Genomic DNA, 16,340 nt, shown 5'->3' with positions numbered 1-16,340 from the left:
CCCCTGTAAGTTTAGGAAAGTGGTTGGCTAACAAAGACTTAACGTCTGAGCCAACTTACTTATTCTCCGCTTCCTGCAGGTTGGCAAACAAATTTTGTTCTCCTGGTAAATGCGCGTAGCGAAAACCGCCAGTTTGACAAAACGGTCCGAACCGGGACAGTAGAGACGACAACCGAACGGCAGGCCAGATGCGCTTTACCCTGAGACAGCTCGAGTATTTTATCGCGGCCGGTGAAACGGGCTCGATCACCCAGGCGTCCGATCGCATCAACATTTCGCAGCCGTCGATTTCCACCGCAATCTCGCAGCTCGAGCAGGAACTGGAAGTCCAGCTCTTCATCCGCCACCACGCACAGGGCCTGTCCCTGACACCGGCGGGGCGGGTGCTGCTCATCGAAGCCAAGCGTCTGGTGGAACAGGCCGAGTCGCTCTATGCAGCAGCCTCCGAAGCGAGCGAGGAGGTGAGGGGGCTTCTCAATGTCGGCTGTCTGACGACGCTGGCGCCGATGATCCTGCCGGAACTGTCGCTCTCCTTCATGTCGGCCTTCCCCAAGGCATCCATTCGTCCGCATGCCGACCATCAGGAAACGCTTCTCTCCGGGCTCAACCGCGCCATGATCGATGTGGCGATCACCTATGATCTGCAGATCCCGCCCGAAATCGAATTCACGCCGCTCGTCGATCTGCCGGTCCATGCGCTGGTCGGCGAAAGCCATCCGCTCGCGCGTCACTCGGCGGTGACGCTTGCCGAACTCGCGGAACTGCCGCTCATCCTGCTCGATCTGCCGCTCTCGTCGGAATATTTCATGGCCTTGTTCATGAAGGAGGGGCTGCAGCCCAACATCGCCTTCCGCTTTCCGCAGTTCGATGTCATCCGCACCATGGTGGCGAACGGCTATGGCTATACGCTCGCCAATGTCACGCCGCGCTCGGACATGGCGCTCGATGGCCGTCGTGTCGTGCGCGTGCGCCTGTCGGGCGATCACCGTCCGATGACGATCGGGTTTGCGACTCTCAGGCAATTGCGAAAGTCCCGGCTTCTGTCTGCTTTTGCGACACATGCCCGTTCCTTCATCTCCGAATCCTACATTCCCGGCATGGTGGCGCCGAGCATGGGGCAGAAGAAGCGTTGATCTGCTGATTTATGAGGCAAATTAAGCCCAAAATCACGGCATTCGCCCAAAGTTTGGCTCTGCCTGTTGCTTAGGCTTTGCCTAACCAGATCAGCCGAAAATGATTATTTTTCCGACGAAGGAACCATGCTTTCCTGCCAAAGTCGCGGTTGAAGCCCGTCACCGCTGTCGGCGGCTCTGAGACGGCCCGAATATTGCAGAGCCAGCATCCGATCGGTCAGAACGGGCGCGCACCAGAATGACCAATGAAGCAGAAACTGTAACCACAGACCAAGAACCAGAGACAAGGGAACGTCATGAAAACCTCCATCTCCCGCCTGTTGAAGACAACTTTGGCCGCCGGCATCGCACTCGTCGGTGCAACGGTCGCCAATGCCGGTACCATGAAGCTCGGCATGACCACCTGGGTCGGCTACGGCCCGCTGTTCCTGGCCCGTGACCTCGGCTATTTCAAGGAAAAGGGCCTTGAGGTCGATTTGCAGATCATCGAGGAAGCCTCGATCTACATGGCGGCCGTTGCCGCCGGCGAACTTGATGGCAATGCCTCGACCATCGACGAGATCATGAAGTACCGCTCGCCGGATTTCTGCTTCAAGGCGGTTTACGCGCTCGACGATTCCCATGGCGGCGATGGCATTCTCGCGCCGGCCGGCATCAAGGATCTCGCCGGCATCAAGGGCATGGAAGTCGGCATGAACGAAGGTTCGGTGTCGCAGTTCTGGTTCAACATCCTGCTCAAGCAGGCCGGCATGACCGAAGCCGACGTCAAGATCACCAATATGACCGCCGATGATGCTGCCGCTGCCTTCATGGCCGACCGCATTCCGGTTGCCGTCACCTGGGAGCCGCATCTCACGCTCGCCAAGCAGGCCAACAAGGGCCAGGTCCTGATCGATTCTTCCAAGACGCCGGGCCTGATCGTGGATGTGGTGGCGCTCAACTGCTCCTATATCGAAAAGAACGCCGCCGATGTGCAGGCGCTCGTCGATGGTCTCTACAAGGCCAACGAATTCATCAAGGCCAATCCGGAAAAGGCCTATGAAATCATGGCGAAGGGCGTCGGTGGCTGGCTCTCGAAGCCCGCTGATTTCGCCTCCTCCGCTGCCGGCGTCAATTTCTACGGCAAGGAGCGCAACGCCGAGTTCTTCAAGGATGGCGCGGCCGGTGAATCGGGCAAGCTCGTTACCCTCGGCGGCGAAATCTGGGGCAGCTTTAAGAAGCTCAAGATGGACGTGAAGTACGAAGATCTGGTCGATACCCAGTTCCTCGCAAAGTAAGATAACCGGGGAGCGGTAAGACCGCTCCCCCATCCATTCGCATCGCTCTGGCGCCCTTGCGCCAGTACAAGCCGCCATGCGGCGGGACCCGGAGATTGACGTGTCCAGACCTTCCCTGCTGAAAAGCATCAGCACCCCCTTCGAAAACATTCCCAAACCGCTCTCGGTCTTTCTCGGCCTGCTGATCTGGGCGATCGTCATCGGCATCTGGGCGTCGCTGACCTATACCGGCATCATCAAGGAAATGTTCCTGCCGACACCCGACAAGGTGCTGACCACGGCCGCCTCCATGGCGGTGGACGGAACGCTCTGGGAACATTCGCTGTCGAGCCTGCAGGTCGTGGTGATGGGCTTCGTCATCTCCTCGATCCTTGCGATCCCGGTCGGTCTCATGATGGGCTCCTATCGCGTCGTGCAGTCGTTCCTGGAACCGCTCGTCAATTTCATCCGCTATCTGCCGGTCACCTCCTTCGTGCCGCTCTTCATTCTGTGGATCGGCATCGATCTCAAGCAGCGCGTCGCGCTCATCGTCTTCGCCACTTTCTTCCAGCAGCTGGTGATGTTTGCCGATGCCGCCCGCTCGGTGCCGCGCGATCTCGTCAATGCCGCCTATACGCTCGGCACGCGCCGCACTGAAACGGTCTTCCACATCATCCTGCCGGCCACGCTGCCGCAGATCATGGATATCCTGCGCGTAACGATGGGCTGGGCCTGGACCTATGTCGTGGTCGCCGAACTCGTCGCCGCCCGTTCCGGCCTTGGTTACATCTCGCTCAAGGCCATGCGCGGCTTCCAGGTCGACGTCATCTTCATGGCCATCGGCATGATCGGCATCATGGGCCTGTTCACCGATACTGTTTTCCGCCTGCTCCGCCGCTTTGTGGCGCCCTGGGCCAACTGAGATCGTCATGATGGCTGCGACCAAACTCGACCATAACAGCTCCGACATCACCGTCGAACATGTGCAACTGCGCTACGGAACCGGTGCCGGTTCGGTTCTCGCGCTCAACGATATCTCGCTCCATGTCGAGAAGAACGAATTCTGCGTCATCGTCGGACCGTCCGGTTGCGGCAAGTCCAGTCTTCTCTATCTGATCGCCGGGCTGCAGGACCGTACGGGCGGCAATATCCGCGTTGCCTCGCGCTCGATCTCCGAGCCGGGCGCCGATCGCGGCATGGTGTTCCAGGGCTATACCCTGTTTCCCTGGCTCACCGTGGCGCAGAATGTTGAATATGGCCCCAAGCGCAAGGGCCTGCCGGCCGCCGCCCGCAAGGAGATCGTCGATCACTATCTCGCCGAAGTGGGGCTCGCCAAATTCGCCAACCACTATCCGTCGCAGCTTTCGGGCGGCATGAAGCAGCGTGTGGCAATTGCCCGCGCGCTCGCCAACGATCCCGAAGTGCTTCTGATGGACGAGCCGTTCGGCGCGCTCGACAGCCAGACCCGCCATTCGATGCAGAAGCTCTTGCTGCGCGTCTGGGAACATTCCAAGAAGACGGTTCTGTTCGTCACCCACGATATCGACGAGGCCATTCTCTTGGCCGACCGCGTCTTCGTCATGTCCGGACGCCCGGGCCTGATCAAGAAGGTCATCAAGGTCGAAATCCCGCGTCCGCGCGACGCCGATATCGTTCTCGAGCCGGAATTCATCGCCATGAAGCGCGAGATTCTGGAACTGCTCAGGAACGATGAAGACGACGACCATTGAGCATGTTCGGGGAGACCGTCCGATGACCGAGATGCTCTATCGCAATGGCGTCATCCATACGGTCGAACCGGCGCTTGCCACCGCCGAGGCGATGCTGGTGCGCGGTGGCCGTATCGCGGCCATCGGCGCGGAAGCGGAGGTTGCAGCCCTTGCATCGCCCGATGCCGGTGTGATCGATCTCGAAGGCCGGTTCGTCATGCCGTCTTTCATCGATTCGCATCTGCATGTCGTCTGGGGCGCGCTCTATCTGCGCGAGGTGGGCTTGCGCGAAGCCCGCACCATGGAAGACGTTTTAGCGCGTCTCAAAACCTACGCCGAAGCCCACCCCGATCGCGTCTGGATCACCGGCAAGGAATTCTCCTACGGCTATCCGGACCTGCCGGAGAGTGGCTTCCACAAGTCGATGCTCGATGCGATCGTCCCCGACCGGCCGGTCTATTTCAAGTCCGGTATGGCGCATGCCGCCTGGGCCAATTCGAAGGCGCTCGAACTGGCCGGCATCACCCGCGACACGCCCGATCCCGACAATGGCGAAATCGTCCGCGATGCGGATGGCGAGCCGACCGGCTGGCTCAAGGAACATGCCTCAAAGCCGCTTGATGACATCGTGCCCGCTGCCGATCGCGCCGAACTCAGGGATGCGCTGCGCGTCGCGATGAAGGAAGCCAACCGGCTTGGCCTCACGCGTGTCCAGAGCGCCGGCTTCGATGACGAGATGGTGCCGCTCTTGGCCGAACTTCTGGCGGAGGAGGGGCTGTCGCTCCGCTTTTCGCTCGCAAGCGTCGTCGAACCCGATGCCGATCCGCAAACGGTGATCGATCGCGTCGCCCTCTGGCGCCAGACGCTCGATCCCGCCTTCCTCGATGGCCGCGTGATCAAGTTCTTCATGGATGGCGTCCTCGAATCCCATACCGGTTCGATGCCGGATGGTTATGCCGACAGGCCGGACGAGAAGGGGCTGCTCATCTGGCAGCAGGATGCCTATGCGGCGGCGGTCGCCCGGGCGCAATCGGCCGGCTTCCAGGTCTGGACGCATGCGATCGGCACCGGCGCGATCACTGCCGCCCTTGATGCCTATGAAGCCGATGGCGAAAATTCCCGCCGCCTGCGCCCGCGCGTCGAACATGTGGAGATCCCCACCGAACGCGATATCGCCCGCTTTGCCGAAATCGGCGCGATCGCCAGTCTGCAGCCTGCGATGATCTATCCGCGCGACCAGTGGCTCGGCATGGAAGGGCTCTGGGAAGTGCGCGTCGGTTCCGAAGGCATGAAGCGCGCCTTTCCGCTGCGCTCGCTTCTCGATGCCGGTGCAGCACTCGCCTTCGGTACCGACTGGCCGATCGTCGATCTCAATCCGCTCGTCGGCATCCGCAATGCCGTGCTGCGCCAGAGTGTCGATCATCAGCCCGAAGGCGGCTGGGTGCCGGCGCAGCGCATCACGGTCGAAGAGGCGATCCGCGCCTATACGCTGGGAGCGGCCCATGCCGGCCATGTCGAGCGTGACGAAGGATCGCTTTCGGTCGGCAAGCGCGCCGATTTCATCATTCTGTCCGGCAATCCGCTCACGATCGACCCCGATCGCATCACGGATCTCGCCGTTCTGTCCACCCATGTCGGCGGTGTCGAGGTTTTCTCGACCAGTGCCGCCTGACGCAGCATTTGAGGCGGGGATACCATGCAGCAAGCGACATTCGACTATATCGTCATCGGTGCCGGCTCCGCCGGTTGCGTGGTTGCCAACCGCCTGAGCGCCGATCCGTCGAAAACCGTCTGCCTGATCGAAGGCGGCGGCTCGGACAATGACCTGCGCGTCAAGGTGCCGGCCGGCATCCTGTCGCTCTATGGCAATCCGCGCTTCGATTACGGCTATGTCGGCGTGCCGCAGGCGGAAATGAACGGTCGCCGCATTCCGGTCAATCGCGGCAAGGCGCTCGGCGGCTCCTCCACCATCAATTCGATGATCTATATTCGCGGCGCCCGCGAGGATTATGACGAATGGGCCTCCCTCGGCTGCGCCGGCTGGGCCTATGACGATGTGCTGCCGGTCTTCAAATCCTTCGAACGCAACCTCTTGGGCCAGGATGCCGCCTATCACGGCTTTTCCGGCGAGTTGCTGGTCGACAATCCGCGTGATCCCAACCCGGTCGCAAAGATGTTCGTCAAGGCCGGCACCGAGGCGGGCCTGCCGGAAAACCGCGATTTCAACGGCGCAGCACAACTCGGCGTCGGCGTCTATAACGTCACGCAGGATCGCGGCCAGCGCTTCTCCGCCCATAGCGCCTTCATCAAGCCGGTGATGAACCGCAAGAACCTTACCGTGCTCACCGGTGCCGAAGTGGTCGATCTCGATATCGAGGCCGGCCAAGCCCGTGCCGTCAATCTCATCCGCGAAGGCGCGCTGCAGAAGATCGCCTGCCGTGGCGAAATCATCCTCTCGGCCGGCGCCATCGGTTCGCCGCGCATCCTGCTGGCGTCCGGCATCGGCCCGGCGGCGGAACTCGCTGCTGCCGGCATCACCGTCAAGGCCGATGTGCCGGGCGTCGGCAAGAACCTGCGCGACCATATCGACGGCATGATCACGGTGCGCTCGAACAGTCTGAAAACGCTCGGCCTTTCGCTTGCAAATGCGCCGGCGATTCTCGCGAGCCCGTTCCGCTATTTTGCGGCCCGTCGCGGCATGCTCACCACCAACTATGTCGAATCGGGCGGTTTTGCGAAAACGAAATATGCCGGGGCGCTGCCGGATATCCAGTTCCATTTCGTACCCGGCTATCGCAGCCATCGCGGCCGGCTGGTCGAATATGGCCATGGCTTTGCCGTCCATACCTGCGTGCTGAGGCCGAAAAGCATCGGCGAACTGACGCTGGTGGCCGATGGCAGCCGCCGCAATGTCGCGATCGATCACCGCTTCTTTAGCCGTTCGGAGGATCTCGACACGCTCGTCGAAGGCATCAAGGTGGCGCGCACTATCTTTGCCCAGCCGGCGATGAAGGAACTGGCCGGCACCGAAATCCTGCCGGGACCGAATGTGGTGAAGGATGACGAGATCCGCGCCTATCTGCGCGCCGAAGCGCTCACCGTCTATCACCCGGTCGGCACCGTGAAGATGGGCACCGATCCGATGGCAGTCGTCGCCCCCGATACGCTCAAGGTGCGCGGGCTAAACAATCTCCGTGTCGCCGATGCCTCGATCATGCCGACGCTGATCGGCGGCAACACCAACGCGCCTTCGATGATGATCGGCGACCGGGCCGCCCGGTTTATTTTGGGACGGTGAGGGGGGAGGCAGTCTACTGAGCCTCTGCATACTCTGACAGTAGCCTAAGTATCGATATTAAATCCAAAATCTCAAATTTAGCGGAAATCTCCTTACTATTTTGAGAAATATTGAATAGAATTTTCAATATTTCGAGAAGCTTATGGACATATTCAGAAGCTGGGTTAATATAAATATCTGCCTCTAGGGCGACTAATGCCTCTCTTTGAAGTTTAGCATGAGAGACAAATCGTGCAATGAGCGTTTCAGTGCTCGTCTCTTTCAAATGATCGGGGATCCGCGTTATTGATCGCTTTTCCGTACATTCGCCTCCTCGATAAATTAGAATATCATCATTCCCCAACCGACTGCGTATTATGATTTCTATTGTGCGCAGCCACATATCAAATTCGGCCGCGTCTGCCCTACGAAGACGGTCCTTCTCCTGCGCTGCTAGAATTGCGTTCTGTTTCTCAAGCAGATTAGCGCTGCGCTTCGCCTCTTCGATCTGCGCATTCATAAGAACTGACTGCTCCTGAAACACCTCACGTGTATCCTTCATTTCAGTGCGCTGAGCCTTTAGCTCCCGCATCTGAACGAAGAGTGCAAATGCCAACAGGACTGTCGCGGCAGGCGCAAACACGCCTGCGAGCAAATCTCCAGCCTCGTTTGGTTTCAAGCAGGCAAACAGATGCCAGATGGGATTTGTAATATTATTGTAACATTCACCGGCTTTGGTCAGTTTTAAGGCATTTATGGAAAACCATGCCCAAAATCCAAGTAACCCAAGCAATGAAATCCAGGTCAACAAGCCGACAAAATCAATAGTTTGATGCCACTTTGCCGGTTTGTTGCTTTTCATGACGTCCTCGATTTTGATTTTTTACCTTGGAGCTCTGATGTATGTTCAAGAGCGAATTTTAATGATTATATTACAATTGAAATTTATCAAATATAAAAATCACAACTATCAAATAGACGATGATAGAAATATGGAGCGTATATAAAGCGACCTGAAAATAAATAATATACTGAGGAATATAGTGACGGTCTAGCGTTCTCTTTGTGGCGTCCAGTTCAATGATAACAATAGAATTCCCTACATTGACGACATGCTTTTAATCAAATACGTTCTTTTTTTAATCGAGATAAAAACGTAATAAGACAACCTCGCGCAATTCAACAATCGAGGAGATCTTAGTATAGGTCGATTGAAATATATTTCTTGTGAAAAAACTTAAAGTATGAATGAGATTTCTATATTTTTCCAAGAAATAAAAATGTAATCATTCGATAATTGAATTGATTAATCATAAAAATGGGGAGGCAAAGCCTCCCCTGTTCAAAGAAATATAGGAACACGTTTTATAGTTCCGTTTTCTTCCACCTCAATAAAAGCTTCGTTACCTTTTAATTTTTGTTTCACAAGCGTATGATATATTAAAATCGCTCGCCTGATCACTTCACTGGGTGAGGTTGCGTTAGTGTGATGCTGAAGCTCTTTCATTGCGGAACCAAGATCTCCCGTTAGCCTGACAGATACTCTTGGGTATATAATCTCAGATACGGCCCTTAAGGGAGACTCAATCTCCTTAAAGTCTGCCGATTGACGCTCAATCAAAACGTTGCCCATTGATCTCCATCCTTCCCCGGATTTCAGGGAAACCTATTGTGAATGCACATTAGTTATCACAAGAAGAGCAATGCGTCAACCTTTGTCGGACAAATATCCTTAACGGAGCATGCGGCGACCGTATTGACACTTTGGTCGATAGCGTGCCAAATTGAACTGCCTGCAAAAGATGCAGGCAAGTTTAAACTTCCTAACCAGCAAGGAGCTAGCCATGAAATGGCATAGGTTTTCAAAATTTCTGCCGAATTGGCAGGAAACAGGAGGCCCCCCTGATGAACACGCGGGCAATAGGAGCATGAAATGGACTTTAATCCGGACTTTGAAAAACTCCTGGATCGAAAGATCGAGGAAGCGCTCAAGAAGAATGTGCGCGAACCATGGTGGTATGTGCTTTGGCTGGGTGTTACCGCCAGCCTGATAGCAACAGCCCTGTGGGCAGGTGGTCTGTGGCTCATGAAGCAGAACTTCATCAGAGGAAAAGTAGATGCCGAAATCGCATTGGAAATGAAAGCCTAGCAAACGGCGTGATGTCATCACTTCTCCTCCAGTCGTGATGAATTATGGCGGAGACTGATGCAGTTTCCGCCTTTTTTATTGCCAAAATGTCCAGAAACGTTATTCGCACTGGCAATGCTGCGCTTTAAAGCGGGTTCAGGCGGCCCTAGTTTCGGATTGAATTGAATCCGATTTCTGCGCTGTTTTCAGCGCCTCTGCCTGCGGTTTTTGCGGTGGCAGGACGGGCTTTTTTCAGCCCTTCTATGAATGCCTGGAGCGGCATGCGGCCGGCCATGTTGCGGCCCTGATGTGGGCGTTTTGTGTTGTAGGCGACGAGCCATTCGTCGAGAATAGCCAGCTATTTCGTCCGCCATCGCATGGGTTTGAAGCGAGATCAGGCGACGGTGGTTTCGGTTTGCAATAACTCCTATCGCACCGGTGTCCATCCCCCCCCCAATAACAAACGCCAGCCAATCATGGCTGGCGTCCGTCGCAAAAATCCTTACAGAACCACCCGCTTGCCGGTGGTGGCGCTTTCAAGTGCCGCATTGGCGAGTTGTAGGGCGGCGAGGCCATCGGCACCCGTCGGGCTGATCGGGGCGCCTTCCTCGATCGCGGCAATGAAGGCGGTGATTTCGTTGGCATAGGCTTCGGTATAGCGGGTCATGAAGAAATCATGCAGCGGCGGCCGCGTATAGCCATCGGCATTGGCGATCTCGATCGAGACGGCGCGCTGGTTTTCCGCCGCCACCACGCCCGCCGATCCATGCACCTCGATGCGCTGGTCGTAGCCATAGGTGGCGCGGCGGGAATTGGAAATCACCGCCTGCTTGCCGGACGCGGTTTCGAGAATGACCGTCACCGAATCGAAATCGCCGGCCTCGCCGATCGCCGGGTCGATGAGCACGGCGGCATGGGCCGAGACCGAACGGATCTCTTCGCCGAGCAGGAAGCGGGCCATATCGAAATCATGGATGGTCATGTCGCGGAAAATACCGCCCGACCGCTTGATGTAATCGACCGGCGGCGCACCCGGATCGCGCGAGGTGATCGTCACCATCTCCACCGCACCGATACGGCCGTCATCGATGGCGCGTTTGACGGCCATGAAATGCGGGTCGAACCGGCGGTTGAAACCCACCATCAGCCGGGCGCCGGTTTCCTCCACCACCTTCAGGCAGGCTTTTACCCGTTCGGCATCGAGATCGACCGGCTTTTCGCAGAAGATCGCCTTGCCGGCGCGGGCGAAGCGCTCGATCAGATCGGCATGCGTATCGGTGGGCGTGCAGATGACGACGGCATCGATATCGTTGGAGGCTTCCACCTGGCTGATCGAGCGCACTTCGGCGCCATAGCGGGCGGCAAGCGCTTCGGCGGATTCGGCCATTGCATCGGCCACCGCCACCAGCGTCGCATCCGGATCGCCGGACACCGCCTTCGCATGGACCTTGCCGATCCGGCCAGCACCCAATACCGCAAAACGAACCGTCATGATGTTCTCCCTTCGATGGTGGAGCCGGTCGGTGCCGGCTTTTTGGAATGAATGTTCTTTGAATTCATGAATAGTATTTTTATTCCGAAATTGCCAGTGCCATTCCATTTGTTGCAGGCGAGACTTCGATAACGCGCTGGCGGTGGCAAAGTTCCCGGCAATGGCGTGGTCAACCGTCATTGCGCATGCTATCAGATTCCGGCCGCGTTCGCGGTCCGGTCGGAGTCCTACCATGCCCAAATCCATGCTGTCGGGTGTTCTCCTGACGGTCTTTTCCTATTTTCTCTTCACCCTGCAGGATGCCTCGGTCAAATGGCTGGTCGAAACGCTACCGGTGGTGCAGATCCTGTTCATCCGGTCGGTGGTGATTTTCCTTTTGAGCCTTATCGTCGGCAAGCCGAAGCTTCTCGCCGACATGGCTGCGTCGCCGGTGCTGAAGCCGATGTTCCTGCGCAACATCCTGCTGCTCAGCGCCTGGCTTTCCTTCTATTCGGCCTCGCGCAGCCTCGGCCTCGCCGAACTCACCACCATCTATTATGCCTCGCCGATTCTCGTGACGCTGATGGCTGCACCGCTGCTGGGTGAGAAAGTGCCGCCGATCCGCTGGCTGGCGGTGGCGACCGGCTTTGCCGGCGTGCTGGTGGCCGCCGATCCGTTCGACAAGGGGCTGACGCTGTCGATGCCGGTCAATCTGGCGCTGCTTGCGGCTCTGTTCTGGGCGGCGTCGACAGTTCTCATGCGGCGAACGGCGATGAAGGAGCGCAGCCTGGTGCAGATGGCAATCTCGAGCGGCTTTTTCATCGTCTTCACCGGCCTTGCCATGCCCTGGTTCTGGACGCCGACCTCGTTTGTCAACATCGCCATCATGGCCGGAACCGGCATCTATGCGGGGCTTGCGCAATTCCTGATGTTCGAAGGCATGCGGCGGGCACCGGTCTCCATCCTGGCGCCGTTCGAATATTCCTCGCTCGTCTGGGCGTTTGTGCTCGGCTATCTGATCTGGGGCGATATTCCCGAACAATCGGTCTTCGTCGGTGCCGGTCTCATCATGTCGGCGGGTGCCATCATTCTCATCGGTGAACGGCGCACGCTTACGATGGTGGATGAAAGGCAGAAGCCTTCTGCGTGAGGCGTTCAGCCGGCCAGGCGTTTCTTGCCCGGCATCAGCTCTTCCAGCACCTCCGGCGCCAGGAACAGCGTGGCGCGGATCTGGTCGCGGATCACCGGCGCCACATCCTTGATCACCGGCGTTTCATAGACATAGCGGCGCAGGCCGATGAAGATCGCCGTCGAATGCATGGCGTAGATCATTTCGGTTTCGCGCTCGAACAGGCCAACCTCGGCAAGCGAGGGGTAGCCGAAGTTCGCGCGCAGTTCCTCGGCGATCGTAACGAGGATTTCCGAATGGAACTGCTCCAGGTAGGTCTGGGCAAAGCCGGAATCGTCAAGCGCCGCGAAAAGAAAGCCGCGATACCACTGGATCCGATAGATAGCCGGCAGATAGCTGGCGTAAAACTCCTGCAGCCGCTCCGCGAGCGGGCGGTCACGTTCGGCAAGCCTTTCACCCCATTCGGGCTGCCAGTGTCCCCGCTGAATGAGCTCGAGAATCGCCTCGATCAGGTCGGACTTGGTCGGGAAATAGCGGTGCACCAGCGGCTGCGTCACCTTCACCCGGTCGGCCAGCTGCTGCACCGTGATCGCCAGTCCGCGTTCGGAAAACAGATCGAGCGCTGCGAGAAGCATTGTGCGACGCCGCTCTTCTGCAGGCAGGTTGCGCCGTGAGGTTGCAGTTTGCATGAGGGATCCGTGTGTCTTTGCCATGCGGATATCTGACATGAAATCAGAAAAATGCAAATGATCCTCCATCCCGGAAATGTAAATTAGCAAATCCGCATGTAAATAAAGGCAACTTTCCCGCTTTTCCACAACCATTGGAAAAACAACCCACCGACCAAACAGCTGTCACAGAAGCTATAGTAGTTCGCTATGAATGAAGATGCGCCCGAATCGCGGGCGGTCTGAGCGGCGCTTTAACCCGGGGCGGAGCGGGCGCGGTCCGGTAGGGAGCAGTCATGAATATTGCAATGGTCGGGTCTGGTTATGTCGGTCTGGTTACGGGCGTCTGCCTTGCCGATTTCGGCCATCGTGTCATTTGTCTCGATCGCGACCCCACGCGCATCGAGGCGCTGCGCCGGGGCGAGATCCCGATCTACGAGCCGGGCCTTGATGATCTCGTCCGTTACAATACCGAGGCGGGTCGGCTGTCCTTCTCCACCGATATCGCAACAGCCGTGCGCGAATGCGATGCGGTGTTCATTGCAGTCGGCACGCCATCGCAGCACGGCGTCGGGCACGCCGATCTCACCTATGTCTATGCCGCCGCGCGCGAGATTGCCGGTTCTCTCGAAGGCTTCACCGTCATCGTCACCAAGTCGACCGTACCGGTCGGCACCGGCGATGAGGTGGAGAAAATCATCCGCGAGGAAAACCCCAAGGCCGATATCGCCGTCGTCTCCAACCCGGAATTCCTGCGCGAAGGCGCTGCCATCGACGATTTCAAGCGGCCGGATCGAATTGTGGTCGGGCTCGAGGATGATCGCGCCCGCACCGTGATGTCGGAACTCTACCGGCCACTGTCGCTCAACCAGGCGCCGCTGCTTTTTACCAGCCGCCGCACGGCCGAACTGGTGAAATATGCCTCCAACGCCTTTCTCGCCATGAAGATCACCTTCATCAACGAGGTTGCCGATCTCTGCGAAAAATCGGGTGCCGACATCCAGGATGTCTCGCGCGGCATCGGTCTCGACAGCCGCATCGGCGCAAAATTTCTCGATGCCGGGCCGGGTTACGGCGGCTCCTGTTTTCCGAAGGATACGCTGGCGCTGGTCAAGACCGCACAGGAATTCGGCGCCGGCATGCGGCTGGTTGAGACCACGATCGCCATCAATGACGAGCGCAAGCTCGCGATGGTCCGCAAGATCGTCGATGCGATGGGTGGCGATGTGCGTGGCAAGGTGGTTGGCCTGCTCGGCCTCGCCTTCAAGCCGAACACCGACGACATGCGCGACAGCCCGGCCATCGATATCGTCCGCGGCCTTGTCGATGCCGGCGCGACGGTGCGCGGTTATGATCCCAAGGCCATGGATTATGCCCGGAGGATCATGTCCGGAATCGAACTGGTGGCCGGGGAATATGAGGTGGCCGAATCGGCCGATGCGCTGGTGATCGTCACGGAATGGAACCAGTTCCGCGCCCTTGATCTCAGCCGCATCCGTGCCCTGATGAACGATCCGGTGATGATTGACCTGCGCAACATCTACCGCCGCGATGAAGTCGTTCGCCACGGCATCCGCTATTCGAGCATCGGCCACCGCGATTGATTGATTCGATTGCGGTGCCGAGGAGTTTCCGGGGTTGGGCGCTGGTTCGCCATCGCTAACAGTCACCGCTCCCATCCGTTTCGAAGAGCGGCGCCGGCATCCTCTCCGCGAGATTGGCAGCGGCCTGGACAAATTCTGCATAGGATGGCTGGAAATCAGACCCGGTTGTATCGGGTCGCAGTCAGTCGCTCGGAGACAGCGCAGGTCTTGCTGTCGCGCCAACCTGCCGCACGCAGAGCTGATCGGATGGCGGAATCGCCGAACGGAACCGCTTTTCCCTTGGGATAGATGGTCCAGAGCGGTAGCGAAGCGCAGGTTTCCAGCGCATTGATCAGATCGGAATGCGTGTCGATGCGGGCAATGGCCATTGCGGCCACCTCTCGACTATCGACCAATGCACCGTCGAGCGCCTCTGACAGTGCTGGATCATCCGGGATGCCGATCAGCAGTGCCTTTGCGCCCTTGTCGAGTCCGAGTTTGGCCCGGAGGCTGGGCGGCGGTGTGGCAATCGCTTTTGCCCAGGCTTGCGCGGCCTCAGGCCCGAGATGCAGTGCTATGGATTCGCCCTTGCAGGAAAAGCGAAGCACCGGCCCATCCACGCTGAGATCGCCCACCATCGATCGGGGGAAACGACGCCGAATCTCGCCGCGCAAGATGAGTTCCTGCGCTTCGAGCAGGGCCTTGACCTCACCCGTTTCGTGGGTCCCGACCTCCGCATGAACAAGCGCCTCGCGGCCCATGCCGATCTCCGTGATATGTTGCGAACAATCGTGTCAAAAGGATGTACAGGCATCGGAAGGCAATGTGGCTCAAAGGCCCGTGCAACGACCGAACAGGCGTGGGATTATCGAGCGCTAGCCGGCAAAGTCAATGACAACGAGGGAATAGCTGTCGTGAGGGACGACAGCATTTCAGCGACGCGAAAAAGACGGGAGCATCAGAACAAGGAGAACTTTTTCCGCTAGAAGACCCGGTTGAGCACGGAGCCCGCATCCAGCATTCGTGTGGCGGCTGAATGAAAGCAACAATGGCGGAGAAGATGGGATTCGAACCCACGATACCCTTCCGGGTATACTCCCTTAGCAGGGGAGCGCCTTCGACCACTCGGCCACCTCTCCGTTGCGGTGGGGATAGACAAGCTTTCAAATGATATCAAGTGTTTTTCGAAAGATTGGCGCGTTTTCCGGGGCAGGGGTGCATTTTATCGTTTTCGCCCTGCCATGGGCGCTGGAGAGCGTGTCGGAAGATGATTCATTCTATAATGACTGCGCCATGTCGTTCGGGCGAACGGGGCAAGCGGCCAATCGAATCGATTCTGGTGCCGACGAAATCGCCTCAGGTCGTGATCTTGTTCCTCTGTGTCCTTGATATGCGGGAACTGAAAAACAGGCGCTTATCCGCTGCTCAGGAGTTAACAGATTGTAAATATGCGCCAAAAGCGGATCGTTCCGGAACAGGCGCGCCATCAGATTTGTGGCTTTTCGGTAACATTTAGCCTCGATCCACGCGGTGCCGAACTCGATTGGACTGTTTAAGCGTTGCCTAACCACGGCGCATGAATAAGATCGCCTCGGAAGTTTGGGGAATGTCTCCAGCTTCTTTAGATTGGCCCTGGGCAGGGGATCGCTTGGCGAAAAGACCTGGGCCTAATTGAAACGTTGACTGGAGGTCACACATGAACATCAAGAGCCTTCTTCTCGGCTCCGCCGCTGCACTGGCAGTGGTCTCTGGCGCTCAGGCTGCCGACGCTGTTGTCGCTGCTGAGCCGGAACCCATGGAATATGTCAAGGTCTGCGATGCCTACGGCACCGGCTTCTTCTACATCCCGGGCACGGAAACCTGCCTGAAGATCGGCGGCCAGTTCCGCTACGAAAAGAAGTTTAAGAACCTTGCTGGCCCGCTAACGCCGACCTATTACTACCACCATTCGCGTGCTCGTCTTCATGTCGAAGCCAAGAACGACTC

At 57.9% G+C, this 16,340-nt stretch carries 15 protein-coding genes and 1 tRNA gene; 10 read left to right on the top strand and 6 right to left on the bottom strand.

Features of this window, described 5'->3' with window-relative positions; all coding sequences use genetic code 11:
• Positions 1-188: 188 nt before the first annotated feature.
• From Q4481_RS22560 to Q4481_RS22535, 6 genes are all read left to right on the top strand, one after another.
• Positions 189-1,133 (top strand): LysR substrate-binding domain-containing protein, encoded by a 945-nt coding sequence (locus Q4481_RS22560; protein WP_304378675.1) that lies wholly within the window; start codon positions 189-191, stop codon positions 1,131-1,133.
• Between the two features lie 296 nt (positions 1,134-1,429).
• Complete coding sequence (locus tag Q4481_RS22555; RefSeq protein ID WP_304378674.1) at positions 1,430-2,410, top strand: ABC transporter substrate-binding protein; 981 nt, start codon at positions 1,430-1,432, stop codon at positions 2,408-2,410.
• Positions 2,411-2,510: 100 nt separating this feature from the next.
• Positions 2,511-3,311, top strand: a complete 801-nt coding sequence (locus tag Q4481_RS22550; RefSeq protein WP_304378673.1) for an ABC transporter permease — start codon at positions 2,511-2,513, stop codon at positions 3,309-3,311.
• A gap of 10 nt (positions 3,312-3,321) precedes the next feature.
• Positions 3,322-4,119 carry an ABC transporter ATP-binding protein gene (locus Q4481_RS22545; RefSeq protein ID WP_377352586.1) on the top strand — a complete coding sequence of 266 codons (798 nt, stop codon included), beginning with the start codon at positions 3,322-3,324 and terminating at the stop codon, positions 4,117-4,119.
• 22 nt (positions 4,120-4,141) lie between these two features.
• Positions 4,142-5,770, top strand: a complete 1,629-nt coding sequence (locus tag Q4481_RS22540) for an amidohydrolase (protein ID WP_304378671.1) — start codon at positions 4,142-4,144, stop codon at positions 5,768-5,770.
• A 24-nt stretch (positions 5,771-5,794) separates the two neighbouring features.
• The gene (locus Q4481_RS22535; RefSeq protein ID WP_304378670.1) at positions 5,795-7,396 is read left to right on the top strand and encodes a GMC family oxidoreductase; all 1,602 of its coding nucleotides are present in this window, start codon (positions 5,795-5,797) and stop codon (positions 7,394-7,396) included.
• Positions 7,397-7,409: 13 nt separating this feature from the next.
• Here the strand turns inward: Q4481_RS22535 and Q4481_RS22530 are convergent, their stop codons facing one another.
• Positions 7,410-8,237 carry a hypothetical protein gene (locus Q4481_RS22530; protein WP_304378669.1) on the bottom strand — a complete coding sequence of 276 codons (828 nt, stop codon included), beginning with the start codon at positions 8,235-8,237 and terminating at the stop codon, positions 7,410-7,412.
• Positions 8,238-8,717: 480 nt separating this feature from the next.
• A complete protein-coding gene (locus Q4481_RS22525; RefSeq protein WP_304378668.1) occupies positions 8,718-9,008 on the bottom strand; it encodes a hypothetical protein in 291 nt (96 codons plus the stop codon).
• Between the two features lie 300 nt (positions 9,009-9,308).
• Between Q4481_RS22525 and Q4481_RS22520 the strand changes: the two genes are divergently transcribed.
• The gene (locus Q4481_RS22520; RefSeq protein WP_304378667.1) at positions 9,309-9,524 is read left to right on the top strand and encodes a hypothetical protein; all 216 of its coding nucleotides are present in this window, start codon (positions 9,309-9,311) and stop codon (positions 9,522-9,524) included.
• A gap of 481 nt (positions 9,525-10,005) precedes the next feature.
• Here the strand turns inward: Q4481_RS22520 and iolG are convergent, their stop codons facing one another.
• Positions 10,006-10,995: an inositol 2-dehydrogenase gene (iolG, locus tag Q4481_RS22515; protein WP_304378666.1), complete on the bottom strand. Its 990-nt coding sequence runs from the start codon at positions 10,993-10,995 to the stop codon at positions 10,006-10,008.
• 232 nt (positions 10,996-11,227) lie between these two features.
• Between iolG and Q4481_RS22510 the strand changes: the two genes are divergently transcribed.
• Positions 11,228-12,124, top strand: coding sequence for a DMT family transporter (locus tag Q4481_RS22510; protein WP_304378665.1), 897 nt, complete (start codon positions 11,228-11,230; stop codon positions 12,122-12,124).
• Between the two features lie 5 nt (positions 12,125-12,129).
• On the opposite strand, the gene Q4481_RS22505 is transcribed toward Q4481_RS22510, so the two are convergent.
• Positions 12,130-12,792: a TetR/AcrR family transcriptional regulator gene (locus tag Q4481_RS22505; RefSeq protein ID WP_304378664.1), complete on the bottom strand. Its 663-nt coding sequence runs from the start codon at positions 12,790-12,792 to the stop codon at positions 12,130-12,132.
• 275 nt (positions 12,793-13,067) lie between these two features.
• On the opposite strand from Q4481_RS22505, the gene Q4481_RS22500 reads away from it, so the two are divergent.
• Entirely contained in the window at positions 13,068-14,375 is a 1,308-nt protein-coding gene (locus tag Q4481_RS22500) for a UDP-glucose dehydrogenase family protein (RefSeq protein ID WP_304378663.1), read from the top strand.
• A 155-nt stretch (positions 14,376-14,530) separates the two neighbouring features.
• Here the strand turns inward: Q4481_RS22500 and Q4481_RS22495 are convergent, their stop codons facing one another.
• Positions 14,531-15,115: a hypothetical protein gene (locus tag Q4481_RS22495; protein ID WP_304378662.1), complete on the bottom strand. Its 585-nt coding sequence runs from the start codon at positions 15,113-15,115 to the stop codon at positions 14,531-14,533.
• A 288-nt stretch (positions 15,116-15,403) separates the two neighbouring features.
• Positions 15,404-15,493 (bottom strand) — tRNA-Ser (locus tag Q4481_RS22490).
• 557 nt (positions 15,494-16,050) lie between these two features.
• Here Q4481_RS22490 and Q4481_RS22485 point away from each other — a divergent pair.
• On the top strand, positions 16,051-16,340 hold a 290-nt coding region (locus Q4481_RS22485), incomplete at its 3' end, for a porin (protein ID WP_304378660.1).

Source organism: Fluviirhizobium alvei (assembly GCF_030551875.1).
Lineage (GTDB): Bacteria > Pseudomonadota > Alphaproteobacteria > Rhizobiales > Rhizobiaceae > Rhizobium_E > Rhizobium_E alvei.
This window is presented reverse-complemented; position numbering and strand designations above follow the sequence as displayed.

What these genes read in the sequence shown, in the direction of transcription:
- Q4481_RS22530 (WP_304378669.1), bottom strand. Translation starts at nt 8,237, where the DNA reads ATGAAAAGCAACAAACCGGCAAAGTGGCATCAAACTATTGATTTTGTC.
- Q4481_RS22495 (WP_304378662.1), bottom strand. Translation starts at nt 15,115, where the DNA reads ATGGGCCGCGAGGCGCTTGTTCATGCGGAGGTCGGGACCCACGAAACG.
- Q4481_RS22500 (WP_304378663.1), top strand. Translation starts at nt 13,068, where the DNA reads ATGAATATTGCAATGGTCGGGTCTGGTTATGTCGGTCTGGTTACGGGC.
- Q4481_RS22505 (WP_304378664.1), bottom strand. Translation starts at nt 12,792, where the DNA reads ATGCAAACTGCAACCTCACGGCGCAACCTGCCTGCAGAAGAGCGGCGT.
- Q4481_RS22540 (WP_304378671.1), top strand. Translation starts at nt 4,142, where the DNA reads ATGACCGAGATGCTCTATCGCAATGGCGTCATCCATACGGTCGAACCG.
- Q4481_RS22545 (WP_377352586.1), top strand. Translation starts at nt 3,322, where the DNA reads ATGGCTGCGACCAAACTCGACCATAACAGCTCCGACATCACCGTCGAA.
- Q4481_RS22510 (WP_304378665.1), top strand. Translation starts at nt 11,228, where the DNA reads ATGCCCAAATCCATGCTGTCGGGTGTTCTCCTGACGGTCTTTTCCTAT.
- Q4481_RS22535 (WP_304378670.1), top strand. Translation starts at nt 5,795, where the DNA reads ATGCAGCAAGCGACATTCGACTATATCGTCATCGGTGCCGGCTCCGCC.
- Q4481_RS22525 (WP_304378668.1), bottom strand. Translation starts at nt 9,008, where the DNA reads ATGGGCAACGTTTTGATTGAGCGTCAATCGGCAGACTTTAAGGAGATT.
- Q4481_RS22555 (WP_304378674.1), top strand. Translation starts at nt 1,430, where the DNA reads ATGAAAACCTCCATCTCCCGCCTGTTGAAGACAACTTTGGCCGCCGGC.
- Q4481_RS22520 (WP_304378667.1), top strand. Translation starts at nt 9,309, where the DNA reads ATGGACTTTAATCCGGACTTTGAAAAACTCCTGGATCGAAAGATCGAG.
- iolG (WP_304378666.1), bottom strand. Translation starts at nt 10,995, where the DNA reads ATGACGGTTCGTTTTGCGGTATTGGGTGCTGGCCGGATCGGCAAGGTC.
- Q4481_RS22560 (WP_304378675.1), top strand. Translation starts at nt 189, where the DNA reads ATGCGCTTTACCCTGAGACAGCTCGAGTATTTTATCGCGGCCGGTGAA.